The following is a 25,804-nucleotide window of genomic DNA, read 5'->3' as shown; positions in this document are numbered from 1 at the left end:
TCAAAAGTATCAAGTCCTAAAGAATACTCAGAAGTAATGGAGAAACTATGATTAAAATTTACGATACCATGACTCGCAGTCTGCGTGACTTTGTGCCCTTGGAAGAGGGTAAGGTCAAGATGTATGTTTGCGGTCCGACGGTTTACAACTATATCCATATCGGTAATGCCCGTAGTGTCGTGGCTTTTGATACCATCCGCCGCTATTTTGAATACCGTGGCTATGATGTGACCTACATCTCAAACTTTACGGATGTGGATGACAAGATTATCAAAGCTGCTAATGAAGCAGGCATGACAACCAAGGAACTGTCTGATAAATTTATCGCAGCTTTCAAGGAAGATGTGACAAAACTGGGTGTCAAGCCAGCTACCAAAAATCCTCGCGTTATCGACTACATGGATGAAATCATCGATTTTGTGCAGGTCTTGATTGACAAGGGTTACGCCTATGAAGCGGCTGGCGATGTTTATTTTCGTGTGGAAAAGGTGGAGAATTATGCTCGTTTGGCCAACAAAACCCTATCTGACTTGGAGGTTGGGGCTTCTGGTCGTGTTGAGGGAGAAGGTCAATTGAAAGAACATCCTTTCGATTTTGCCCTGTGGAAAACTGCCAAGTCAGGCGAAGTTTCTTGGGGAAGTCCTTGGGGAGCGGGTCGTCCAGGTTGGCATATCGAGTGTTCGGTCATGGCGACAGAGATTTTGGGAGCTACCATCGATATTCACGGTGGTGGTGCGGACTTGGAATTTCCTCACCATACCAATGAAATCGCCCAGTCTGAGTGCAAAACAGGTCAAACCTTTGCCAACTACTGGATGCACAATGCCATGCTCAACATCAATGATGAGAAGATGTCCAAGTCCTTGGGCAATTTCCTGACAGCCCATGATATGTTGGAACAAATTGATGGTCAGGTCTTGCGCTTCTTCCTAGCCACCCAGCACTACCGCCGTCCACTCAACTACACTGAGAAGGCTATTTCAGATGCGGAAATCAATCTCAAATATCTAAAAAATACTTATACACAACCTGTGCAAAACTCTGTGGATAAGTCAGCTCTTGAATTACATCTGGCGGCCTTTGAAGCAGCCATGGATGATGATTTCAACGCAGCAAACGGGATTACGGCTATCTTTGACTTTGCCAAATGGATCAACTCAGGCAACTACGATGAAACTGTAAAAGAAGCCTTTGGCAAGATGCTCGCCGTCTTTGGTATTGTTTTTGAAGAAGAAGTCTTGGACAGCGAGATTGAAGCCTTGATAGCAGAACGTCAAGCAGCGCGTGCCAATCGGGACTTTGCGACGGCTGACCGTATTCGTGATGAATTGGCAGCTCAGGGCATCAAGCTCTTGGATACCAAGGATGGTGTGAGGTGGACACGTGACTAAGGCAGTAGATGTCAATCTCATCAATGGAATTGCTCTGGCTTTTGAAGGGGATGCTGTCTATTCCATGTATATCAGACGGCACTTGATTTTCAAGGGACTGACCAAGCCTAACAAATTGCATGGCGAGGCTAACAAATACGTCTCGGCCAAGGCTCAGGCAGGCTTGATTTCTGCCCTCTTAGAAGCTCAGCTATTGACCGAAAAAGAGGAAGAAATCTACAAGCGGGGGCGCAATACCAATAGCCATACCAAGGCCAAGAATGCGGACGTGGTCACCTATCGGATGTCCACAGGCTTTGAGGCGGTCTTGGGCTACCTGCACATGACAGAGCAGATGGAACGCCTGGATGAACTGGTAGGTTGGTGTATTAAGTTTGTAGAAAATAATTAACGAAGACAACGAGGAGGGAAACTTCCTCTTTTTTGTTTTCTCTAAACTAAAGTTCTTTTTATCTGATTTAAAGAAGGGAACCATGAGGGCTTGAAGGTCATATTTTTCCTCTGTACAATGGAATTAATAAAACCTGATAAACTTCGTGTGATAGCTGTTCTATCAAAGGTAGCATGTGCCAACTATGATCTGGAAAGGAGGAAATTGAGAACAGCTGTTGCACTACAATTGTGTAGGAGGAAAATATGACAAAATGTGATTTCGACAAACGTCAGCGATTCGGTATTCGAAAATTTACAATAGGTGCTTGTTCTGTTTTGATTGGTGCGACCTTATTTGGAACACAGGTTTCTGCGGACCAGCTAGAAAATGTGGACAGCTTGTCAGAGCCAGCTGTTGAACTCTCTTCCGTAGTGAACGAACATGTGGAAAAGACCGAAGCTGAAGAAGGAATGTCACCAATTTCAGCAGACGAGAAAGCGGTGACCGAAGAGTTGAATGGAGAAGCATCTGTATCAGATAGTAGAGAAGAAAAACTGCCTTCAGCTCCGTCTGATAATCCAGAAAATAAACTAGAGGATACAGAGGAAGCGGAAGATAAAGAGGTAGATTCTTCAGATTCTGGTCTGTTGCTTTCAGATTTTCCTCAGGTAGAGGATCAAGGAATTCGTCCGAAAGAGATTAAGTTTGACAACTGGGATCAGGTGCTTGCTTGGGAGCCGGGTGCTCGTCCAGATGATGATTTGAACCGCGCTTCTGTAGAGTTGGTTGAGCGCTTTAGAGGGCACGTCGTCAATGAGAGAGCCAATGAGAATGCAAAGGTAGAAGCTCTTTCAAATACCAACTCTAAGGCGAAAGACCATGCCTCTGTTGGGGGAGAAGAGTTTAAAGCCTATGCCTTTGATTACTGGCAGTATATTGATTCAATGGTATTTTGGGAAGGCTTGATTCCTAGCCCAGACGTCATTGATGCTGGACACCGTAATGGTGTGCCTGTTTTGGGAACGATTTTCTACAATTGGTCCAGTAGTATTGAAGATCAAGAGAAGTTTGTATCTTCTATGAGACAGGATCCTGATGGAAGTTTTCCTGTTGCTCGTAAGTTGGTAGATATGGCTAAATACTACGGTTTCGATGGTTATTTCATAAATCAAGAGACTACAGGAGGCTTGGTTCAACCACTAGGGGAAACAATGAGAAACTTCATGCTCTATACCAAGGAATATGCAGAATCGATTGGTTATCCGATAACGTATTCTTGGTATGATGCCATGACCTACGAATATGGTCGCTATCACGAAGATGGTTTGGGTGAGTACAACTATCCGTTTATGGAAAAGGAAGGAGACAAGGTCCCTGCGGATCATTTCTTTGCGAATTTTAACTGGACACGGGCCAAAAATAACTATTCAATCGAAGTGGCGAAACGAATCGGTCGAAATCCATTTGATATTTTTGCTGGATTTGAATTGCAACGGGGAGGCTCTTACAAAACGCAAATTAACTGGGATGCTCTGTTTGATGAAAACGGGAAATTGAAATTATCACTCGGTCTGTTTGCGCCAGATACCATTACAAGTTTGGGTGCGACGGGTGAGGATTATCATGAGAATGAGAATATCTTCTTTACAGGCTATCAAGGTGATCCAACCAAACAGAAACCTTCGGATAAAAATTGGTATGGCTTGGCCAATCTCATTGCGGATAAGACGGCTATTACAAGCAGTAATTTCAATAGTTCCTTTAATACAGGGCACGGGAAAAAATGGTTTGTAGATGGCAAGGTTGCCAAAGATGGGGAATGGAATTATCGTTCTGTGTCTGGTATTTTACCAACCTGGCGGTGGTGGATTGAAGCAAGTGGTGAAAAGCTTGCTGCGGCTTATGATTTTGATGATGCCTATAATGGGGGCAACTCTCTTCGTTTTACAGGCGATTTGGAAAAAGATGGTAAGCAGGAAATTAAGTTGTATTCCACCAAGATTCCTCTATCAGAAACAAGTCGTTTACGGGTTGCGCACAAAGGAGGGCAAGGTGCAAATATCTCCCTAGCTCTAGCGCTTGAACCAGATTATCAATTTGCGAATAAAGAAGCGTGGCGCTTGCTTAAACTATCAGGAGATTGGCAAGATCAGACCTTTGATTTATCTAGTTTGGCAGGAAAGACAGTGTACGGTATCCAAGTGGTTGTTGAAAATGAAGCAGCGCTGTCAGATTTTGATTTTCGTTTAGGGCAGTTGGCTATTTATGACCAAGAAAATTCACCTACTGCACCGAAAGATGGCCAAGTCCTTGCTAAGCGATTGAAGAATGCCCAAGATGCTGAAGCTGTGATTAGCTTTACAGGGACAGATGATGCAGACTATTATGAAGTATATGCGCAGGTTGACGGACAGTGGAAATTGCTGACAGGTTCTTCTAATACAAGGATTTACCTCCCTCAACTAGTTCGTTCTGCACAGGCAGAAGGTCGAACCCAAGCTTTGAAAGTTCATGCCGTTGGGAAAAATGGTTTGCGTTCGGAAGCAGGGGAGTTTATCTTTGATTGGGAGATGACGGTGAAAGATACTAGCCTTCCTAAACCATCGGCAGAAAACATTGTTCTCGGAGCAGAAGTCATCGGTTCAAGTTTTGCTAAAAAAGAAGGTGGAGAAGGCATTGAGGGCATGTTGAATGGGACCATTACCAGTTTGTCAGATAAATGGTCTTCCCATCAATTGAGTGGCCATGTAGATATTCGTTTGACCCAACCTCGGACAGTCGTGCGATGGGCTATGGATCATGCTGGTGCAGGTGGTGAATCGGTCAATGATGGCTTAATGAACACCAAGGATTTCGATCTCTATTATAAAAATGAGAATGGTGATTGGGTGTTAGCCAAAGAAGTTCGTGGCAATCGTGATCATGTGACAGACATCGTATTGGACAAGCCAATTCGAGCGCAGGAATGGCGTTTGGATGTCTTGACTTCTGATAATGGTACTCCTTGGAAGGCCATTCGTATTTATAATTGGCGTATGTATGAAGAATTGGACATGGAGACACCAAATATTCCGATGACCCATGCTGTTGCTCGCCATCTCGGTAATCATCAGATTCAAGTAGGTTTCAAGGATGTCCCTGCCAATCGGAAAATAGCGCTTTATTCTAGTCCAGATGCCGTAAAACCACTAGCAGAATTGGAAACGACAGAGTCAGGAAATCTTATATTCGACCCGATTCGCTTTGAGTCCCTGCCTGAGTTCATTTACTACCGTACTCTGGAGGAAGGAAAGGATTGGAGCAATCTATTGGCCATTCGCGTTCCGCAAGGTGAAAAAGTCGTGAAAGCGATGGAATGGATAGCTCCCCTAGAGAAAAAAGTTTACCGACAAGGTAGTCCTTTATCGCTTGCAGGAGCACAATTCCGTGTAGTTTTTGAAGGAGATTGGCCTGCTGAACGGGTGAATACCACCAATCCGGCAGTTACAGTAAGGGGATTTGATCCGCAAAAATTAGGTGAACAAACATTGACCGTTTCCTATCTAGGAGAAACACTTGCTCAGCCACTGATGGTATATGTTGTTGAAGATATAGCCCAGGGTGAGAAAAAAGCAGTCGGTCTAGAAATCCAACAGTTACCAAAAGTGCAGTATGTTGTAGGAGATGATTTGGATGTCACAAATGGTCGATTTGCTATTATCTATGACGATGAGTCAACTCAGTCCTTCTCTTTGACAGAAGCTGGAGTAGAAATTGTTGGTTTCGATTCCCGTAAAGAGGGGCGTCAGAGCCTAGGTTTGCGGTATGCTGGTTTGGAGACTTCATTTGATGTCCTTGTTTCACCGAAGCCAATCGTCAATGATGAGTATCTAAAGCAGAAAATAGCAGAAATTGAGGCTCTACAAACCCAAACAGCCTATCTCTATTCTAGTGAGCAGACACAACTTGCCTTGCAAACAGCCTTGGAAGAAGCTAAGTCTGTGGTAGCAGATACCAATCGGACAGTCGAGCAGGTTGAAGCCGCTCAAACTCTTTTAGAGAAACAGTTAGGAGAGCTGGATGGGGAGAAACTTTACCAAGCAGATCTTGGGCGTCTCAATCAGCTAATCCAAGAGGTGAAAGGAATAGATAGACCTATAAATTCTTCTGAGCTAAGTTCTTTACTTGAAAAAACTGAGAAAATTTTGGGTTCGGATAGTATTCGTCCAGATGAGATGAAGGAGCTGCTCAGTGAATGGACTGATTTGTTTGAACAGTCTAGTCTGGTAACTCATGTCGGTACAAGAGATTCGATGGAGTCTAAGAATTTACTAGCTCCTGAAAAACCGAGAATGGATTTGACCTATGAGCTGGTGCCGAGACAAATCATCACACGGACCAGCACTGATTTGCCACTGGGCAAAGAGCGAATTGTTCAGGAGGGGGCTGATGGTCAAATGATGATAGCTCACCTAGTCTATAGTGATGGCCGTCGCGAGCTGTATTCACGAATAGTTGCTGATGAGAGTCAGCCGAAAATAGTGGAGGTCGGCAGCGGTTTGCCTATCCAGCAAGAGAAGACTTTAATGGTGGAAAATAGCCTGCAGGTTGAAAAGCAGATCAGAGATGCTTCTCTGCAGAAGAGTGGTCTTCCACAAACTGGTGATACCTATCAGGAGAAGTATGTCTTTCTTGGGTTAATTGGTGTGGCTTTGGCTGGCCTATCTCAGTTAGCTAAGCTTAGAAAGCAAGGTGAATAAAAGAAATAGTCAGGCTTGGTCCTGACTATTTCTTTTGTTTGTAGAAGCTGGTTAGTTACTTGGTAATATAGATAGGTCAAATTCTAGGCAGTTTGATTTTATCAGTTGGTCATGTTTGATGGTTTGGACGACTTGTTTGTCTAATGAAACTTGCTTGACAAACTGGAAATTTGCATCGCTTTTTGGAGTAGAAATGGTCAGCTTGTGTTGATCTGCAAGTAGCAAGTCTACTTCCTTAAAATGCGGTAGTCCGATTTGGTAGTCAGCTTTTCCGGGACAGACAGGATAGAAGCCTAGACAGGAGAAAATATACCAGGCTGAAAGGCTACCGTTATCCTCGTCACCTGGATAGGCTTGAAAACCTGTCTTGAAAGCTGTTTGTCTGATTTTGTGAATGAGTAGACTAGTGTATTCCGGTTTTGTAGACCATTGGAAAAGATAAGGGATATGGAAGCTCGGTTGATTTGAAATAGCAAGCTGACCGAGATTGACTTGCGCCATTTCCGACATTTCGTGGATTTCGTAGCCGTATTGTTCAGGTGAGAAATAGGGCTCCTGATTACAGAGCTGGATTAGATAGTTGGTGAAGGCTTCTTTTCCGCCCATCAATTCTATCAGTCCATCGATGTCATGAAAGACGGACAGGGTTGCCTGTAGGGCAGAACATTCGGCATAGTCTCTTCCCCAACTTAGAGGGGAAAAATCTGCTCGGAATTGTTTCTGTCTATCCTTGGCACGCATGAGACCTGTTTGGCTATCGAATAACTGTCGGTAGCCGAGGCACATTTGAGCGTATTGCTTAGCCAGTTGGTCCTGCCTCAGTTTTTCTGCTACTTGGCTGATAGCCCAATCACTGTAGGCATAATCAAGAGAATGGCTCACAGATTCGTTGAAATCGAGAGGGAGATAGCCTAATTGGCGGTAAATCTGACTACCATGGCGGCCGTAACGTTGATCCGCATCGGTCTTTTGACTGGTTTCAATCATGGCTTGGAGAAAATCTTCCATCAAATCAGGAACAAGTCCCTTGCAGGCCGCATCAGCAATGACTCCATCCACAAGAGTTCCTGGCATGATACCGCGCTCGTCTGGCGATAGCCATTTGGGTAAAAATCCAGTATCTCGATAGTGTTGGAGAATGCCGTGGAGAAACTCTTCCAAATAATCTGGGTAGATAAGTGAAAGCAGGGGATAAGAAGAGCGGAAGGTATCCCAGTAGCCGTTGTTGGTGAAAAACTTACCTAGCTTGGCCTGATTGCTGATAGGGTCGAAATGAATGGCTTGTCCGTCAGGATTAGGTTCGTAGAAAGTTTGTGGATAGAGGAGGCAACGGTAGAGGCAGTGGTAGAAGAAGTTAATGTCCTCTGTTTTTTTGTCACGAATCTGAATACGTCCTAAGAGCTGATTCCAGGTGTTTTCTGCTTGTTTTTGGGCTTGAAGGAAGTCAGGAACATCTTTTAATAGAAAGGCGGCTTGCTCAGGGCTGATAAAAGAGGTAGCCAAACGCCCCTTGATAGAAGTGCTTGAGAAGTTGATGCGAAGGTGCAAATCTTCTCCCACCACTTCCGTTTTAGCTATCTTGCGATCCTTGACCAGATGATAACATTCTGTTATTTCCTCTTCAAATTCTAGGAGAGCATACATGCAGAAATCAGGGGATTGGCAGGCGCTGACCTGAAAAATCTGAATGAGCAATTGGTGAGGATTGAGCAGTCGATAAATGGATTTTCCAGATGAATAGAAGACCATTCCGATAGGCTGGTTAGCAAAAGACGCTATCTCAAAACTGGCTCCGTATCGGCTGGGAGCTAAACGGCTTATCAAGCGATAGCGATTGGATTGTAATTGAAGGAGATCAGGTCGGAAAATAGCCTGATCCAGTTGGTAGCTAGATTGACGGTGAAAGAGGCTATCTCGGCTTAATTCGCCTGTGACAGGCGTCAATAGGAGGGAGGCAAAATCTCCCAACCAAGGACTGGGTTGATGGGTTAAGCGAATGCCCTGATAGACAGGTTCATAGGGATTGAACCACCAGTTTCCAGTCTGGTCGCTGGTCTGGGGAGCAAAATAATTCATGCCGAAAGGGACCCCTATCAATGGCAGGGTGTTTCCGTTTGAAAAGGCATGTGAGTTATAAGTACCATAGCGGGTGTCAATGGTTGAAACAATGGAGGTATACATAGGCTATCCTTTTCTTTTTTTATTGATAATAAGTGGTGTTCTCCTTATTATATAGAGAATGGGAAAGAAAGGAAAGCGTTTTCCGAAACTGGCAATATTTGTGTAAAAATGCGTTTAATTTGTGTATAGGATTTGCATATAGAATTGTATAGACTGATACTAGGAACCTTGTGTCTAATGAAAATTATATGGATTTGCCAGATAGAGGTTGGAAGAACTCTGAGCAAAGGATAAAAAGGAGAAATCATGTTTTACACAAAAGAAATCATAGAGAACTGGCTGACAGGCATTCAGAAGAAAACAGCAGACCACCCAAGTTGGGGGAGTGTATTTGAAAGGTGTTATACGGATACGCTTGATAGGACCATTAGTCAGCTGGAAGATGGGACTACTTTTGTCTTAACGGGGGATATTCCAGCCATGTGGTTAAGGGACTCGACAGCCCAGGTCAAACCCTATTTAGCTTTGGCTAGAAAAGATGAGAAATTACGCCAGATGATTGTAGGTCTGGTAGAGAGGCAAATGGCCTTTATTTTGATGGATCCTTATGCCAATGCCTTTAATCAGGCAGCTAATGGGCGGGGGCACCAGACCGACCACACTCAGATAGGCCCCTGGATTTGGGAGCGAAAATATGAGGTGGATTCCCTCTGCTATCCCCTTCAATTAGCCTATCTACTTTGGAAAGCGACAGGGGAAACCAGTCATTTTAACCAGACCTTCTTTGGGGCAGCTGAAAAAATTGTTCAACTCTGGAAATTGGAGCAGCACCATGAAAACTCCCCTTATAGTTTTGAACGGGATACAGACCGGCTAGAGGATACCCTCACGCACCAAGGAAAAGGGGCTCCCTGCGCCTATACAGGGATGACTTGGTCTGGTTTTCGTCCAAGCGATGACGCCTGTATCTACCCTTACCTCATCCCCTCCAACATGTTTGCGGTCGTCGTCTTGGGTTATTTAGGAGAAATAGCAGAGCAGTTTGCAAGTGAGGAATTCTCAGATTTGGCTGAAGGTGCCAGACGGTTGGCGCAGGAAATTGACCAGGGGATTCGGACCTTCGGGCTGACCAAGAATCAGGCGGGAGAAACTATTTTTGCCTATGAAGTGGACGGATTGGGCAATCAGTCTATCATGGATGACCCAAATGTCCCGAGTTTGCTGGCGGCTCCCTATCTAGGATACTGTCAGAAAGATGATCCCATCTATTTGGCAACCCGTCGGACTATTTTAAGTCAAGAAAATCCCTATTACTACGAGGGAGACTATGCTGCGGGTCTTGGTTCCAGTCATACCTTCTATCGCTATATCTGGCCGATTGCCTTGGCTATTCAAGGATTGACAACGGATGACAAGGAAGAAAAAGCGCGCTTGCTGGATACCATGGTAGCCTGTGATGGCGGTACTGGGCTGATGCACGAGAGTTTCCATGTGGATGATCCGACGCTTTACTCTAGAGAGTGGTTCTCCTGGGCAAATATGATGTTTTGCGAATTGGTTTTAGATTATTATGATATACGACCGGAGGAATAAAATGGGAAAAGAAACGGTTCATATTATTTCACATAGCCACTGGGATAGGGAGTGGTATCTTCCTTTGGAAGAACATCGGATGCGCTTAGTAGAGCTATTTGATGACCTGTTTGACTTATTTGAAACAGATCCTGAGTTTAGGAGTTTTCATCTAGATGGACAGACCATTGTCCTAGATGACTATCTGGAAATTCGTCCGCAGAATCGAGAGTTATTGAAGAAATATATTCAAGACGGTCGGCTGATTATTGGTCCCTTTTACATCTTGCAGGATGATTACCTCATCACCAGCGAGGCCAATATGCGAAATACCCTTCTGGGTCATTTGGAAAGCAAGAAGTGGGGACGGGCTCCGAAGATTGGTTATTATCCAGATACTTTCGGCAATATGGGACAGGCTCCTCAGCTACTGCGTCAGGCTGGTATAGATGTGGCCTTGTTTGGTCGTGGGGTCAAACCAGTTGGCTTTGATAATCAGGTTCTGGGAGATGACCAATTCCAGTCCACTTTCTCGGAGATGATTTGGGAGGGGGCAGATGGCAGTCAGGTTCTGGGCATTTTATTTGCTAACTGGTACAGCAATGGCAATGAAATCCCAGTTGATGAGGAGGAAGCACGTGTTTTCTGGGAGAAAAAATTGGCAGATGTTCGCAAATACGCTTCAACCTCCCACTATCTGCTGATGAATGGCTGTGACCACCAGCCTGTCCAGAAAAATCTCAGCCAAGCATTACGACTGGCCCGAAAACTGTATCCAGATATAGACTTTGTTCATTCAAGCTTTGAAGAATATATCGCAGCTGTCAAGGAAGAGTTACCAGTAGACCTCAGTCGTGTCAAGGGAGAATTGATTAGCCAGGAAACGGATGGCTGGTACACCTTGGCAAATACGGCTTCTTCGAGAATTTATCTCAAGCAGGCCAATGACCAAGCCAGTCAGCTCTTGGAACAAGTTGTAGAACCCTTGGTGGTAATGACAGGAGATAAGGTGCCCAGAGATGAGTTGCGCTATGCCTGGAAACTCTTGTTGCAGAATGCCCCTCATGATAGCATCTGTGGTTGTAGCGTAGACCAGGTGCATAGTGAGATGGAAACCCGCTTTAAGAAGGTCAAGCAAGTCGCTCATTTCTTGAGCCAGCGCTCCCTAGACAGGTGGGAAAAGCAGGTGGATTCTAGCCAATTAGACGGCTTACTATTTACGGTTTTCAATACTACAGCCTGCCGACAAACCCAGTTAGTGGAGGTTGATTTGCTTGTTGAACAGGAGGATTTCCGAGATGGGCAGTTAGAACAACACTTTCAATCCATGGCAGCTATTTCTCTGCCAGCCTTGGGCCTCTTTACCAGTCAAGGCCAAGAGGTAGAAGCTACCATTGAAGATCTAGGTGTCAACTTCCGCTACGATTTACCAAAAGATGCTTTTCGCTCTGCCAATTTTGCCCGCCAGATTCGTGTCCGCTTTGTAGTGGAAAATCAAGCACCATTTTCATGGCAGACCTATCAAGTCAAGCCGATTGGTGACACTAGGGTGAATAGCAGTTTAAGTGAACAGTTCGAGAATGATTATTACCGTATCAATGTGATGGATGGTCAGCTCTTGCTAGAAGATAAGAGAACGGGTCAAGCCTATAAAGACTGGCTACGGTTTGAAGATTGTGGAGATTTGGGCAATGAATATATCTTCATGGCGCCTAAGAATGACCAACCGATCTATGGTCAGATAGAGTACTTCGGTCTTGTCTACCAAACAGAAGCGGTCAGCATTGCCAAGGTCATGCACCGTCTGCAGCTGCCTGTAGCTATGGAAACAAGTCTGGAAGATGAACAGAAGCGCCTGGTAGAATTTAAACATCGAACATCTCAAAGGAGTCAGGAAAAGAAAGACCTGCTCCTTACCACCTATCTGACACTCTACCGCCACCAATCCCAAATTCGCATCCAGACCGATTTCCACAACCAAATCAAGGACCATCGCTTGCGAGCAGTCTTTGATATTGGAATAGAAGCTGAGAACCACTTGGCGGATTCCATCTTTGAAGTCGTTGAACGTCCAAATCAGCCACATCCAGCCTGGGAAAATCCGTCCAATCCTCAGCGTCATCGCAGTTTTATTAGTCTATCAGATGGTCGACAAGCCATGACCGTTTCGAGTAAGGGCCTACATGAGTATGAAATCCTAGACAAGGGAAAAATAGCTCTTACCTTGCTTCGTGCGACTGGAGAGCTGGGAGATTGGGGCTACTTCCCAACACCAGAAGCCCAGTGTTTGAGGGAATGTCAGTTGGACTATGCCTTTGAAATTTGCCCAGTAGAGGAAGGTTTTGCCAGCTTCCAAAGAGCGCAGGCCTTCCAAGGACACTTGCTAACTAAACAGTTGACTAGCCATAGTGGGCATCTGCCGTGTGATCATCAGTTTTTGAGCCATCCAGCACTGGAAGAGGACCGCTTATGCGTGACTTCTTTGAAGGTGGCAGAGACTTCGGACCGCATTCTGCTCCGTTACTACAATATGAGTCAGGAGCAGTTAGCAGGTTGGAGCGAGTGGACTGAGGGGGTTGATTTGCTAGAAGAACCACTAGAGGATTTGCCGGCTAGGATTGGGTCACAGGCAATCCGAACAGAGGTCGTTGGTCATCATGGAAAGGAGAAAGAACATGGTAGTAGCCTGTTTTGACATTGGTGGTACGGGAATAAAGGCGGCCCTGATTGGTTCAGATAAGCAGATAAACTATAGGCAGGAATGGAAAACGCCATCTAGTTTAGCGGAATTGTTGGCGCTTATGGACAGTGTTATTCAGCCGGTAGACGGCTTGGAGGCTATTTCCCTCAGTATACCTGGAGCGGTAGACCTTGAAACAGGTGTCATCCAGGGGCTGAGTGCCGTTCCTTATATCCATGGTGTATCTTGGTATGAGCTATTAAGTCAGTATGGCTGTCCTGTTTATTTGGAAAATGATGCCAATTGTGTCGGTCTGAGTGAATTGGCTGTTGATGACCAGTTATCGACTTTTGCCTGTGTCGTCTGTGGTACGGGTATCGGTGGTGCCTTGATTGTGGATAGAAAACTCATCCGAGGGAAACAAGGTTTCGGTGGCGAATTTGGCTATATGCTGATTGCTACTGGAAAGGGACCTCTAAAAAACTGGTCCCAACTTGCTTCTACTGGAAGTTTGGTCAGACAGGTTGCTAGTCAGTATGAGGAAGCTGTGGAAGATTGGAACGGCAAGCGGATTTTTGAGCTAGCAGAACAGGGAGATGAGGTATGTCAATTAGCCATTGAAGAAATGACACGCAATCTGGCCTATGGCATTTTAAATATCTCCTATTTCCTGGAACCAGAAGTGCTGGCTATAGGTGGCTCTATCAGCCAGAATCCAGTCTTTATCCAAGCTATTCAGGAGCAACTAGAGGCTATTCAAAAGGAATATCCAGAAGAATTTCCTTATCTACCTGCCATTCGTGCCTGCCACTACCAGCAGGATGCCAATCTCATGGGTGCTTATATGAAGACCCTACAATAAGGAGAAATGATGATGTTACAGATAAACCATTCGTTACGGCAGTCGGAGGGGGTCTTGGAAGAGATTTGTTCCTCGCTTGGCTTGGATTGCCAGTTAGAACTTGAAGTCGGTGGCAAGGAGAGTTTGCGGATTGAAGGTTCAGCAGGTTCTTACCGTATCCGTGCGCCTAAAGAACACATGATTTATCGAGGCTTGCTTGTTTTGGCTAGTCAGTTGGCTCAGGGTGAGACCGACATACAGATTCTAGAAAGACCTGCCTATCGTCAACTCGGTTTTATGGAAGATTGTTCTCGAAATGCTGTCCTGACGGTTGAAGCCAGTAAAATCTTGATTAGACAATTGGCCTTGATAGGCTACAGCCATTTCCAGCTTTACATGGAAGATACCTACCAACTACGTGATGAACCCTATTTTGGTTATTTCCGAGGGGCCTATACAAAAGAAGAATTGCAGGCTATTGAGGAGGAGTGCCACCGTTACGGTATGGAATTTATTCCCTGTATCCAGACCTTGGCCCATCTGATCGCCTACCTCAAATGGAACATTTCATCTATTCAGGCCATTCGAGATGTGGATAATATTCTCTTGATTGGGGATGAGAGGACCTATGCCTTGATTGATAAGATGTTTGAGGCTTTGTCCCATCTGAAAACACGGACCATTAACATCGGTATGGATGAGGCTCACTTGGTCGGGCTGGGTCAATACCTCAATCAACACGGCTATCAGAAACGAAGTCTGATTATGTGCCAACACTTGGAACGGGTCTTGGATATTGCTGACAAGTACGGCTTCCATTGTAGTATGTGGAGCGATATGTTCTTCCAGTTGTTGACAGCGAGTAAGGATTATACTGGTCAGTTGGAAATTGATTCGGAAATTCAGGCTTATTTGGATCGTCTCAAGGACAGAGTGACCTTGATTTATTGGGATTACTATCAGACTAGTCGTGAGAGCTATGGTCAAAAACTAGCTAGTCATCAGCAGTTGGGAGATCAGATTGCCTTTGCAAGTGGTGCCTGGAAGTGGATTGGTTTTACTCCTGATAATGATTTCAGTATGCGGATTGCACCAAAAGCACATGCTGCCTGCCAAGAGTATGGCGTCCAAGAAGTGACGGTGACCGCTTGGGGAGATAATGGTGGAGAATGCGCAACCTTTTCGATCTTGCCGAGTCTTCATGCCTGGGCAGAACTCCAGTACCGAGGAAATTTGGGCTGTCTGGCTGAGCATTTCTATCAACTACACCAAGTTTCCCTAGATGACTTCCTGCAATTGGATTTGCCAAATAAGACACCTAGTCACCCAGGTCCAGGTCATCACGGTTTCAATCCCAGTCGCTACATTTTGTATCAGGATATTCTCTGCCCCTTGCTGCAAGAGCATATTGATGCCGAAAAAGACAATGCCTTTTATCAGGAATTAGCGCCTAGATTGGCAGAGATTGGAAGCCGAGCCAAGGGCTATACCTATCTCTTTGATACTCAGGCTAAGTTGTGTCAGGTTTTAGCGACCAAGGCGGCTATTTCAGTAGGTATTCGTCAGGCCTATCAGGAAGGAAATCGTCAGGTCTTGGCAGAGAAAGTTGACGGTTTGCAGCAACTAAGAATAGATCTGGAAAGCTTCTATCAGGCACTTAGCTACCAATGGATGGTAGAGAAGAAGGTGTTTGGTCTGGATACGGTGGACATTCGCCTAGGGGGATTGGATGCCCGCATTCGCCGAGCAATCCAGCGGTTGCAAGCCTATCTGAACAATGAAGTACCTAAACTAGATGAACTAGAAGTGCCAATTCTCCCTTACGATGACTTCCATCAGGACAAGGGATTTATTGCGACAACTGCCAACCAATGGCAGATTATTGCGACGGCTTCAACCATCTATACGACCTAGTAGTTCTCGAGCTCGAAAGGGCTCAATTTTTTATGCAAATTTTGATTAGCAACCCAGATTTTCTTTGTTTTTTACAGAAGGTATATCGGTTGTTATATACACCTATAATTTGTAGAATTTTGCCTATAATGTGGCAATTCACAGTTGGCCCAATCAGGAGTAAACTAATAATGTAAAGGTTCATAATAGAAAGGAGCTATGATGAAAGACCTCATAAAAAATCTAAAACAAAATGCCATTTTTTTCCTAATGGTATTGCCAGGAGTCATCTGGCTCATTCTATTTTTCTATATTCCAGTATTTGGCAATGTGATTGCTTTTAAGGACTATCGCCATACAGGTAATGGCTTTTGGGATAGTCTCATACAAAGTAAGTGGATAGGATTGGATAATTTTAAATTTCTATTTCAATCATCCGATGCCTATATCATCACAAGAAATACCATCCTATATAATCTTGGTTTTATCGTACTCGGACTGATTTTTGCAGTAGGTATTGCCATTATCTTTAGTGAGATGCGGTCGAAGAAGCTGGTAAAGATCTATCAGACCACAACCTTGTTCCCTTATTTCCTTTCTTGGGTCATTATCAGTTTCTTCGTTTACGCATTTTTGAGTCCAGATAAAGGATTGATAAACAATATTCTCAAAGGAATGGGGATGGATCCCATCAACTGGTACAGCACACCAACCTATTGGCCCTTCATCTTGCTTTTCTTAGGAATTTGGAAAGGTTTGGGCTATAACAGTATTATTTATTATGCAACCATTATGGGCATTGACCCAACCTACTATGAAGCTGCGATTGTGGATGGAGCGACCAAATGGCAACGCATCCGCTATGTCACCCTTCCTCAGTTAATGCCTCTGATGACTATTTTAACGATTCTGGCTGTCGGAAATATCTTCCGAGCAGACTTTGGCCTTTTCTATCAAATTCCGAAAAATTCAGGTCCTCTCTTCAATGTGACTCAGGTCCTTGATACCTACGTTTATCGTGGAATTGCAGGAACAGGGGACATCGGTATGGCTATCGCGGCAGGTCTCTATCAGTCTGTTGTCGGCTGTATCTTGGTGGTAGTGACCAACCTGATTGTTCGTCGCTTTGATAAGGAATCAGCCTTATTCTAGGAGGGGAGTATGAAAAAAAAGAAACAAATCACTTCTGTTTCTATTCATTCATTTAGTAAGAAAACAGATCTATTTTTCTCAAGTTTACTAGGGATATTTGCCCTATCTTGTACCCTTCCCTTCATATTTGTTATCATCATTTCTATGACAGATGAGACAAGCTTGGCTATCAACGGCTATTCTTTCTGGCCAGAGCAATGGAGTTTGGCAGGTTATGAATATCTCTTTCAATTAAAAGATCAGATTCTCCAAGCCCTCTTTATCACCTTCTTTGTGACCATTGTAGGGACGAGCCTGAATGTCTTCTTCACCGTTCTTTACGCCTATGCCATTTCGAGAAACAGTTTCAGATACAGACGATTTTTTACCCTGATGGCTCTCTTTACCATGCTGTTTAGCGCAGGGACCATTCCAACCTATATCGTTATGACCTCGTTTTTAAATCTCAAAGATACAGTGGCAGCCTTGATTCTACCTATGCTGCTATCTCCTTTCAATATCATGGTGATGAGGTCCTTCTTTAGAAAGACTATTTCTGAGTCTATTATCGAATCTGCCAGGATTGACGGGGCCAGTGAATTTCGGATTTTCTTCCAAATCTGCTTGCCACTAACCCTACCAGGTATCGCAACAATCGCTCTCTTTACAGCCCTCGCTTTTTGGAATGACTGGTACAACGCTCTCCTCTATATCCAGAGCGATAACCTCTTCCCTCTCCAATACCTGCTGATGAAAATTCAAGCAAACATTCAATATCTCTCTGAAAATGCTGCCGCAGCAGCGGCCATGTCCTCAGAAGTTGCAGGGGCCCTTCCCAAAGAAGCAACACGTATGGCTATTGTGGTCGTATCGACTCTACCAATTGCCTGTCTCTATCCTTTCTTCCAACGTTACTTTGTCAAAGGTTTGACAATTGGCGGAGTCAAGGAGTAGAGACATCACTCTATCTTAACAATCGTATTCCATACTTCATTATCTAAAAAAATAGAAAGGAACAGCCAAATGAAAACATGGAAAAAATTTGCCTACTCCTGCGTGACACTTGCGTCCGCAGCTGCCCTTGCCGCTTGTGGTAGTCTGACTGGAAATAAGACCGCATCAAGTAGCACTACAACAGAAGATGGATTGACAAACATCCTCATGTATCAAATCGGAGACGCACCGAAAAACATCGATGTTCTTTTGGAAAATGCCAATAAGATTATCGAAAAAGAAGCAGGGGCCCATCTAGACATCAAGTATATCTCATGGGGGGACTATAAAGATAAAATGGCCATTATTACCTCATCTGGTGAGGAATATGATATTGCCTTTGCAGACAACTATATTATCAATGCGCAAAAAGGAGCTTATGCTGATTTAACAGAACTTTACAAGAAAGAAGGCAAGGCCCTCTATGACATTATTGACCCTGCCTATATCAAAGGAAATACCATCGACGGAAAAATCTACGCAGTCCCTGTCATCGGTAACGTAGCTAGTCAACAGATGCTTTCCTTCAACCAAGACATGGTTGATAAGTATGGTTTTGACATTTCTAAAGTAGATAGCTACGATGATGTGGAAAGCATGTTGGCAACCATCAAAGAAAAAGAAGCAGATGTAACACCATTTGCCTGGGTAAAATCTAGCAAACCCTCAACAGACGGCTTGGAATATCCAGCTGGGAATGAGTTACCATTTGCTATCGACTTGAAAGGCGACACTACAAAAGTGGTAAACCCATTTGAAGTGGACCGTCACATGGATAACCTTCGTACCATTCACAAATACTATAAGGCTGGCTACATTATGGCAGATGCAGCGACTACTGACGCAACCTTCTCACTTGATGTAGCAAACTGGTTCGTTCGTGAAGAAACACAAGGACCAGCTGACTTTGGCGATAGCCTCCTTTCAACAGTTGCAGGCTATAAGATTACTTCTAAACCAATCACATCTGCCTATAAGACAAGCGGATCTACCCAAGTAGCAAACTTTGTCATTTCAAAAACATCTAAGAACAAAGAAAAAGCTATGGAAGTATTGACCCTTATCAATACAAATCCAGAATTGCTGAACGGCTTGGTATTTGGTCCAGAGGGAGTCAACTGGGAAAAAGACCCAAGTGCTGAAAATCGTATCAAGTTGTTGGATGGTTACAAAGGCGATACTCGTATGTCAGCTTGGAACACAGGTAACAGCCAAATTCTCTACATCACTGACAAGGTAACAGATGAAGATGTGAAAAAAGCAGAAGAATTGCTGGCAGGTGCAGAAGAGTCTCCACTTCTTGGCTTCAACTTCAATGCTGATGCAGTTAAGACTGAAATTACAAGTATCCAAAATATCATGAGCCAATATGCAGCAAGTATCAATACTGGTACTGTGGATCCTGATGTTGCTGTTCCAGAAATGCTGAAAAAATTGGAAGCAGAAGAATCCTACAAAAAAGTAAAAGAAGAAATGCAAAAACAATACGATGAGTTTTTAGCAAATAAATAATACGATACAGGTGATGAAGTGTGAAAAGAGGGAGTGGGAAAGAACTCGACTGGTCTAAAACAAGTTCGTCAACAATTTTTCGTTTTAAGTTGTTGAGCTGAAACAGTCTATCCCCATACTGTTTCACTCCCACCCCCGCACAGCTCAAACTGTCTGGGAGACAGTTTGAGGTTGGAGATGAAGCGAATTCTGTTCGCATCAGTCGTATAGGTCGGATTTGGAGTGTAAAACACGAACAAATCTGCCAATCAACCACTGCGATGAGATGTCGACACGAACTCTAAGAAGTGGCGCTGGGCTTTTTGCTCAGCCTCTTTTGTATTTATTTTATGTTAATATATACAAAAACATACTAAGATTAGTAGTGAGGAAATCTCCGACGGGAGAAAGTACTCACTACTTTTTCTTTATGATAAAGTAGAGGTGTCTTGTTAAGTCGAGGGTGCTTTTGACGCTAGACGTCGCAACAAAAACTGGCAAGACACCTGTTTTAGAAAGAATGTTATCAAAGTATGTGGGACGCCAGACGTCGAGTATTGAAAATGACATCGCTAAAACAAGGAATCATTCAAGACAAAGAGGTAATATCATGCGAGTAGTTTTTGGGATTGATGTGAGTAAGGCAAGTTCAGAAGTGGCCATTCTAGTCAATGGTGAGAAAGTTCATGGCTATACCATATCCAATGACGCCATCGGCTTTGCTCGGCTACTTGGCGATTTGAGAACCGTCCATAAGCCAGAAATCATCTTTGAAGCAACAGGTGTCTATTCTCGCCGTCTCCAAACTTTTCTAGATGATAATGGCTATGCTTATACACGGCTTAATCCCTTAGAAGCTAAGAAGCAACTGGATAGCTTGCGTGTGCGGAAAACAGATCAAATTGACGCTGAAAAACTGGCTCAATCTCAATTTGTGCTGAATCGTAAACCCACTTATGTCCAAGAAGAAGTCTACCAAAACTTGCGGGATCTCAGCCGTTTCTATCAGAATCTGACCGAGGATATTGTTCGAGCTAAAAACCGCCTGCACAAGGTCTTACAGGTCACTTTCCCTGAATTGGAAAATATCTTATCGACACCATCTGCGAACAATACTGGAACTTAGTTATAGCTTTTCCTTGTAAGGACTGCGTACTTGAGTTAAGCAATGATGAACTCTCAAAGAGCATCCGTCTGTCCACTTCAAAACGGATTTCTGACAAGCGTGTGGCTTACTTAGCCGAGAAGCTTATAGCACTAGCTAATCAATCTTATTGTGCCGTCAAGAAAACCTCTCCAATACTGGAAGAGGTCCGTTACTATACAAAAGAATTGCTTAGACTTTCTGAACAGAGACAGGCAGTCTTAGACGAAATGGTGGAACTAGCTCAGCCATTACCTGAATATGACATTCTGCTCTCTATTCCTGGAATAGCTGAGACTACTGCAACAAGTATTATTGGTGAACTGGGAGATATTCGCCGTTTTCAGTCTGCCAATCAAATCAATGCCTTTATCGGTATTGACCTGAGACACTATGAATCTGGTAACTTCCTCGCTAAGGAACACATTACCAAGCGTGGTAATCCCTACGCTAGAAAGATTCTGTTCAAGTGTATCCACAATATCGCTTCAGCCAATCATACCAATCCTTGCCATATCGCAGACTTTTATAAGAAACGAAAAAGACAATCGCAAACGACTTCAACGAAGCTGCACACGATTGCCTCCATACATCGTCTCATTCGGACAATGTATTACCTCATTATGCATAACAAATTTTACGATTACGCTTCAACCCAAAATCGGTAAAACTGTTTATGCTCTATCATTGTAACACCTTATCAAAAAATTTCAACATAAGGTGTTGGTTTTGTATGCACTTTTTACACGTAACTTTAGTCCAAAATAAAACAATTTCCTTATTTGGATGACGAGACACAAAATATTTTTCGTCAAATACCTTGATGAACTTGACAAATGGTAGAAAAGCACCGATTTTTTGATAAAATAGATAAAAAAGGAGGAATATACAATGTTAGGGTGGTTAGACAGGCTTTTTACTCTTCTGTTCTTCCTCATGAAATTGAGTGCCATCTATTTGGTTCTTCTATTGCTAGGAGGCGTAGTGCTGGGCATTTCACCAGCAAATGGAACGATAGTTTACCTCTACGATAACTATCATATGGATGCATCTAAGTATAATTTTCGAGAGGCGTTTGGCTATTTTAAAGAGCATTTTATTCGGCTTAACCTTGGCCTTGGTCTTGTCTTCTTATTGATTGGTCTTTTATTTAGCGGCATTTGGCTCTTGATTCAATTGCCCCAGACCTGGTGGATGCCAGCAGTTCTTATTACAAATGCTTTTGGGCTTTTCTATATTTTTGCACTCTATGCTCTCTTTTTAAAACTTCAAGTACATTTTGAATTTAGTCTAAAAACAGGCTTACAGTTGGCGGCTGTCTCGCTTTTTCTTGATTGGAAAGCCCTGGTCAAATTTTTGTTAGGCAGTCTCGTCTGTGGGGTCTTGCTATTCAAGCTTCCCTTGATTTTATTCTTCTTCCTACCGGTCCTATGGCTCTTGTTTCTCTATGATGCCTTTGATCCAGTTTATAAGAAAGTTGACAAGGATTACTTATGAAAAAAGTTTTAATTCATACTCTTTTGAAAAGTTATTCTTTATTAGTGATTGGGATTGTTATTTTCTTTGCCAGTATTCTTTCCTACATCAGCTGGTATCAGTATGATACCAATCGCATCCGCATTCAACAGGAAGTAGCAGATGGTCTAAAAGAGGAGTTGGATTATTATCAAGGACGGGTTGGGAATTATCTAGCAGACTACATTACGGACAGGGATCGTCTAGACAGCCTTTATCACTATTTTCAATTATCTCCTTCTCAGTACCAGGTCTGGTTACTGAGTCACCCACACCTGATGGTCAAACGGATTTCCTTGCAGGATTCTGTTCGCACTCTCTATCTCTATTATCCCTTCGTAGAAGGAGTCGATATTGCTCCGATGGATGCAAATACTGTCTTTGTTTCTACCTCTGACTTAAAGTCTGGTAAAAAGGTCACGGCCGAAAATTACAAGGCTCCGCAACATAGTATTTCGATGACCTTATTTTCTCCATCGACAACAGAAGGTATTGCGACCATCTATGTCACCATCGATGCGGATTTGCTCGAACAATATATTCAACGTAAGACGGATCTCCCCATGACCGTTAGAGTTCAAGATTCTCTGGATCGGGAATTTTATAGTCTGCGACCAGATGTTGCCTCACCTCCGCTCTCCTATCGAATGAGTGGGGATTTGCAAATTGCAGTTGGAGTTGACCAGCAGTATGCTATTGAAAAAGTTGGCAGCCTAGTCGGAATCATTTTTCTAGGAAGTAGTTGTCTCGTTGCTCTTTTACTACTGGTCCTGAGAAGGGTGTTTAAACGATATGAAGTTCAAGTACTGGACATTGTTGATACCATGCAACAGATTCGTGGCGAAGACAGGCATCTTCGTCTACAGACGGACAATAAAGAGCAGGAAATGTATCTTATTTCATCAGAAATCAATCAGATGCTGGATGCTATGGACCAGAGTATTCAAGACATCTATCGCTTGCAGTTAGCTCAGAAAGATGCCAATATGCGAGCCTTACAAGCCCAGATTAACCCCCATTTTCTCTACAATACCTTGGAATTTTTCCGTATGTATGCAGTCAGCAAGCAGATGGATGAGCTAGGGGATATGATTTATGAATTTTCAAGCTTGCTTCGCAGTAGTGTGACACAGGCAAAAATGACAACGGTGGCAGAAGAACTTTCATTTTGCGAAAAACATAGCTACATTTGTCAAATCCGCTATCCCCGTTCCATTGCCTATGCCTATCAAATGGATCCTGGGTGCGAAAGGGTTGAAATTCCTCGTTTTGTAATCCAGCCTCTGGTAGAAAATTATTTTGTCCATGGAGTAGACCTCAAACGAAAAGACAATGCGCTTAGTGTCAAAGCTCTCAAGCATGGACAGGATATGGAAATTCTCATCAGAGATAATGGTAAGGGAATGAACGCAGAAACTCTGGAAGCCTACAAACACCTCTTGGCAAGTCGAGAACTGTCGCAAGAAAATCGGTCACAATCAATCGGATTACGAAACGTTCACGAGCGGTTACTTCTCTATTTTGGAGACCGTTACCAGATAGAATTAGATTCTAAAGAAGGGGAAGGGGTGACATATTCAATCTTATTTGAAGGTGTCTTCCCCCGAGGAGATGAGCATGATGCATAAGATGTTAGTAGTTGATGACGAATATATGATTTTGGAAGGGATGAAGCATCTTCTCCCTTATCATGAATACAATGTCGAGATTGTTTATACGGCAGAGAATGCCGAAGAAGCGCTGGATTATTTTTCACAGCATACTGTGGACCTTGTCCTAACCGATGTCAGCATGCCAGATATGACAGGCCTAGAAATGGTTCGACGAATGAAAGAACAATCGCCTGATACCCATATTATCATCATGTCTGGTTTTCAAGAATTCGAATATGCCCGTAAAGCTATCTCCCTAGGGGCAATGGATTATCTCCTTAAGCCCATCAATAAACAAGAACTGGCTAAGCTGCTCCAACAGCTACCAACCTTGAAGAAAGAGACAGATAGGGAATACACCAAGGGCTTCTTGGCAGGAACCCTGACAGCGAGTGAGTTCTTAAGTCACTCCCAGAAAACATGGTTTGCCGCTAGAGAGACTCCAAACCCAATGGGCTACTGTCGTGAAAAAAATATTTTACATCAAGTCTACTATTTTCAGTTGACAGAAAGTCGACCAGAGGGTAGTCTATATACAGAAGAAGTTACCCCGACGATGACCATACGGCAGTTGATTGACAAGGTAGAGAGGCGCTTATTTTATAAGCAACTATCAGAAGATCTAACGGCTACTACCACTGAACTCTATAAAGATATGGAACCGCTTCTACGTGCAGGAAGATTGGCAAAAATCGTTGATGTTTTACCACATTTGGCTGATAAATTACGGGAAACCACTCCGGCAGTCTACCTAACAAAACAATTTTTTAATCAGATGATGTCGGATGTGTTTTACTATTTTAATGAAGAAGACCATCAGCGCTTGGAAGATTTCTATGTAAAGGTAGAAGCGAGTCGAGATTTACATCAACTAATGGAGTATTTTTGTCATTATCTGAAAAAAATTTCCGAGAGTTCCACTTACAGTCCACATATACAGGAAGTCGTTACGATTGTTCGTGAACGCTTTGCAGAGGAACTGTCTTTGAAAGATATGAGTGCTCATCTCTACCTAAATACGGTTTACCTAGGTCAACTTATCAAAAAAGAGACCGGGCATACTTTTGCAGAATTGCTCAATCATCAGCGAATCAAGGTAGCGCAACAGCTTCTCTTGAACAGTCAGTTGGGAATCGAAGAAATTTGTTTTCAAGTTGGATATACAAATGTCGGTTACTTCTATAAGATTTTTAAACGCATTTGTGGGGAATCTCCCAAAAATTACCGACAGAAAATCGGTCAATTACAGACAGAATGAGATGGAGGCGAGATGAGCAAAAGGGAAGAATTGCAGCACCTATTTCCAAAAGGAAGGCTTGTATTTGAAAAGACAGAAAACGGAGCAAGTATCCAGTTGCCTCTGGCTAATCAAACCTGGTTTTCCGTCGATCGCAAGGATTTGACAGATCGAGAAATCGAACTGATTGACTTGCTGATGAATGACTCGAGCGCAGAACAAGGTCATCCTTGGGGACGCTATTTCCAAGGGGGAGGTCCTCTTCCACAAACCTTGGAAAAACTACAGGTTATTCATGCTCATGTAGGCCACGTATCCGATGAAGATGGAAAGGTAGCCTGGCTTGATATGATGGCCAAACTCCTCCCCAATCTCCAAGGCTACTATACAGGCAATGGACAAGATTACCTGTTCATTCTACATCAGGCACCTCTTTTTGACGTCAAAGAAATACTGCGTGACACCCTTGCTACCATGGAGTTCGATTTTGGTCTGAGAATTACATTGTTTTTAGGGCAAATCTGGCCAGCCAAATTGGTACACTCTTGGCCGCAATTAATCGAAGCTGAACAATCCCTTTTTCACCATTGGCGAAGCAGCCACCATCAATCACGGTTGCTTACCTTCGGTCAGCTCTATCTTTGGGCAGGTCAACTCCACCCCGTTTTGAGAGAAGGACTTGCTAGTTTGATTGCCCACCAGCAGCTAGAAAAGGAAATTGTAGCTCTTTGGCAAGAAGGTGCGGTCATAACCAAGGCAGCCCAGTCTCTCTATATCCATCGAAATACGCTACAGTATCGCTTGGACAAATGGTTTGATTGGACGGGATTACAGCTCAAGGAATTGACGGATTTGGCAGTTTGCTACATGGTTATCATGGATTTAAGTATCTAATAGGAGCTAATGATGAGAAAAGCGTTGTAGCCTTTGAGAATGCCACCCATCGCTTCGTCCCTTTTCTACTGAAAATCCCAAAGGGCTCATTGAATTTTTGGAAAGTAAACTATTTCAGTAACACAGTCTTTTGTGCA

The 25,804-nt window shown here is 43.5% G+C and carries 15 protein-coding genes and 1 pseudogene; 15 read left to right on the top strand and 1 reads right to left on the bottom strand.

Translation table 11 applies throughout. The features are described from left to right. Positions 1-47 precede the first annotated feature (47 nt). The 3 genes from cysS (at position 48) to YYK_RS08450 (ending at position 6,503) form a co-directional block, all read left to right on the top strand. A complete protein-coding gene (cysS, locus tag YYK_RS08460; protein ID WP_012027809.1) occupies positions 48-1,391 on the top strand; it encodes a cysteine--tRNA ligase in 1,344 nt (447 codons plus the stop codon). Continuing rightward, positions 1,384-1,782 carry a Mini-ribonuclease 3 gene (locus YYK_RS08455; protein WP_012027808.1) on the top strand — a complete coding sequence of 133 codons (399 nt, stop codon included), beginning with the start codon at positions 1,384-1,386 and terminating at the stop codon, positions 1,780-1,782. The genes cysS and YYK_RS08455 overlap by 8 nt, the downstream gene beginning before the upstream one ends. A gap of 245 nt (positions 1,783-2,027) precedes the next feature. Beyond that, the gene (locus tag YYK_RS08450) at positions 2,028-6,503 is read left to right on the top strand and encodes an endo-beta-N-acetylglucosaminidase (protein WP_012027807.1); all 4,476 of its coding nucleotides are present in this window, start codon (positions 2,028-2,030) and stop codon (positions 6,501-6,503) included. A gap of 51 nt (positions 6,504-6,554) precedes the next feature. Here the strand turns inward: YYK_RS08450 and YYK_RS08445 are convergent, their stop codons facing one another. Then, complete coding sequence (locus YYK_RS08445; RefSeq protein WP_012027806.1) at positions 6,555-8,684, bottom strand: GH92 family glycosyl hydrolase; 2,130 nt, start codon at positions 8,682-8,684, stop codon at positions 6,555-6,557. 246 nt (positions 8,685-8,930) lie between these two features. Here YYK_RS08445 and YYK_RS08440 point away from each other — a divergent pair, with 246 nt between their 5' ends. The 12 genes and pseudogenes from YYK_RS08440 (at position 8,931) to YYK_RS08385 (ending at position 25,667) form a co-directional block, all read left to right on the top strand. Continuing rightward, positions 8,931-10,217, top strand: coding sequence for a glycoside hydrolase family 125 protein (locus YYK_RS08440; RefSeq protein ID WP_012027805.1), 1,287 nt, complete (start codon positions 8,931-8,933; stop codon positions 10,215-10,217). A gap of 1 nt (position 10,218) precedes the next feature. Further along, complete coding sequence (locus tag YYK_RS08435) at positions 10,219-12,891, top strand: alpha-mannosidase (RefSeq protein ID WP_012775344.1); 2,673 nt, start codon at positions 10,219-10,221, stop codon at positions 12,889-12,891. Next, entirely contained in the window at positions 12,872-13,738 is an 867-nt protein-coding gene (locus YYK_RS08430) for an ROK family protein (protein ID WP_012775343.1), read from the top strand. Before YYK_RS08435 ends, YYK_RS08430 begins: the two co-directional genes overlap by 20 nt. 9 nt (positions 13,739-13,747) lie before the next feature. Beyond that, positions 13,748-15,631 carry a beta-N-acetylhexosaminidase gene (locus tag YYK_RS08425; protein ID WP_024402220.1) on the top strand — a complete coding sequence of 628 codons (1,884 nt, stop codon included), beginning with the start codon at positions 13,748-13,750 and terminating at the stop codon, positions 15,629-15,631. A gap of 201 nt (positions 15,632-15,832) precedes the next feature. Then, positions 15,833-16,762: an ABC transporter permease gene (locus tag YYK_RS08420; protein ID WP_012775341.1), complete on the top strand. Its 930-nt coding sequence runs from the start codon at positions 15,833-15,835 to the stop codon at positions 16,760-16,762. 9 nt (positions 16,763-16,771) lie between these two features. Beyond that, on the top strand, positions 16,772-17,695 hold the full coding sequence (locus tag YYK_RS08415) for a carbohydrate ABC transporter permease (RefSeq protein WP_012027800.1): 924 nt from the start codon (positions 16,772-16,774) through the stop codon (positions 17,693-17,695). A 69-nt stretch (positions 17,696-17,764) separates the two neighbouring features. After that, on the top strand, positions 17,765-19,246 hold the full coding sequence (locus YYK_RS08410) for an ABC transporter substrate-binding protein (protein ID WP_012028506.1): 1,482 nt from the start codon (positions 17,765-17,767) through the stop codon (positions 19,244-19,246). A gap of 589 nt (positions 19,247-19,835) precedes the next feature. After that, a pseudogene (locus tag YYK_RS08405) lies at positions 19,836-21,037 on the top strand (IS110 family RNA-guided transposase). A 223-nt stretch (positions 21,038-21,260) separates the two neighbouring features. Next, positions 21,261-21,866, top strand: a complete 606-nt coding sequence (locus YYK_RS08400; protein ID WP_012028504.1) for a DUF624 domain-containing protein — start codon at positions 21,261-21,263, stop codon at positions 21,864-21,866. Beyond that, complete coding sequence (locus YYK_RS08395) at positions 21,863-23,512, top strand: sensor histidine kinase (RefSeq protein WP_012028503.1); 1,650 nt, start codon at positions 21,863-21,865, stop codon at positions 23,510-23,512. Before YYK_RS08400 ends, YYK_RS08395 begins: the two co-directional genes overlap by 4 nt. Beyond that, positions 23,502-24,794, top strand: a complete 1,293-nt coding sequence (locus YYK_RS08390; RefSeq protein WP_014636508.1) for a response regulator transcription factor — start codon at positions 23,502-23,504, stop codon at positions 24,792-24,794. The genes YYK_RS08395 and YYK_RS08390 overlap by 11 nt, the downstream gene beginning before the upstream one ends. A gap of 12 nt (positions 24,795-24,806) precedes the next feature. Next, complete coding sequence (locus YYK_RS08385; protein WP_012028499.1) at positions 24,807-25,667, top strand: helix-turn-helix domain-containing protein; 861 nt, start codon at positions 24,807-24,809, stop codon at positions 25,665-25,667. The last annotated feature ends 137 nt before the right edge of the window (positions 25,668-25,804 follow it).

The sequence above is a fragment of the Streptococcus suis S735 genome, from assembly GCF_000294495.1.
GTDB classification, from domain to species: Bacteria; Bacillota; Bacilli; order Lactobacillales; family Streptococcaceae; genus Streptococcus; species Streptococcus suis.
Note: the sequence above shows the minus strand (reverse complement) of the source record. Positions and strands in the feature narration are given on the sequence as shown.

What these genes read in the sequence shown, in the direction of transcription:
- YYK_RS08450 (WP_012027807.1), top strand. Translation starts at nt 2,028, where the DNA reads ATGACAAAATGTGATTTCGACAAACGTCAGCGATTCGGTATTCGAAAA.
- YYK_RS08445 (WP_012027806.1), bottom strand. Translation starts at nt 8,684, where the DNA reads ATGTATACCTCCATTGTTTCAACCATTGACACCCGCTATGGTACTTAT.
- YYK_RS08410 (WP_012028506.1), top strand. Translation starts at nt 17,765, where the DNA reads ATGAAAACATGGAAAAAATTTGCCTACTCCTGCGTGACACTTGCGTCC.
- YYK_RS08395 (WP_012028503.1), top strand. Translation starts at nt 21,863, where the DNA reads ATGAAAAAAGTTTTAATTCATACTCTTTTGAAAAGTTATTCTTTATTA.
- YYK_RS08415 (WP_012027800.1), top strand. Translation starts at nt 16,772, where the DNA reads ATGAAAAAAAAGAAACAAATCACTTCTGTTTCTATTCATTCATTTAGT.
- YYK_RS08435 (WP_012775344.1), top strand. Translation starts at nt 10,219, where the DNA reads ATGGGAAAAGAAACGGTTCATATTATTTCACATAGCCACTGGGATAGG.
- YYK_RS08385 (WP_012028499.1), top strand. Translation starts at nt 24,807, where the DNA reads ATGAGCAAAAGGGAAGAATTGCAGCACCTATTTCCAAAAGGAAGGCTT.
- YYK_RS08420 (WP_012775341.1), top strand. Translation starts at nt 15,833, where the DNA reads ATGAAAGACCTCATAAAAAATCTAAAACAAAATGCCATTTTTTTCCTA.
- YYK_RS08390 (WP_014636508.1), top strand. Translation starts at nt 23,502, where the DNA reads ATGATGCATAAGATGTTAGTAGTTGATGACGAATATATGATTTTGGAA.
- YYK_RS08440 (WP_012027805.1), top strand. Translation starts at nt 8,931, where the DNA reads ATGTTTTACACAAAAGAAATCATAGAGAACTGGCTGACAGGCATTCAG.
- YYK_RS08400 (WP_012028504.1), top strand. Translation starts at nt 21,261, where the DNA reads ATGTTAGGGTGGTTAGACAGGCTTTTTACTCTTCTGTTCTTCCTCATG.
- YYK_RS08430 (WP_012775343.1), top strand. Translation starts at nt 12,872, where the DNA reads ATGGTAGTAGCCTGTTTTGACATTGGTGGTACGGGAATAAAGGCGGCC.
- cysS (WP_012027809.1), top strand. Translation starts at nt 48, where the DNA reads ATGATTAAAATTTACGATACCATGACTCGCAGTCTGCGTGACTTTGTG.
- YYK_RS08425 (WP_024402220.1), top strand. Translation starts at nt 13,748, where the DNA reads ATGATGTTACAGATAAACCATTCGTTACGGCAGTCGGAGGGGGTCTTG.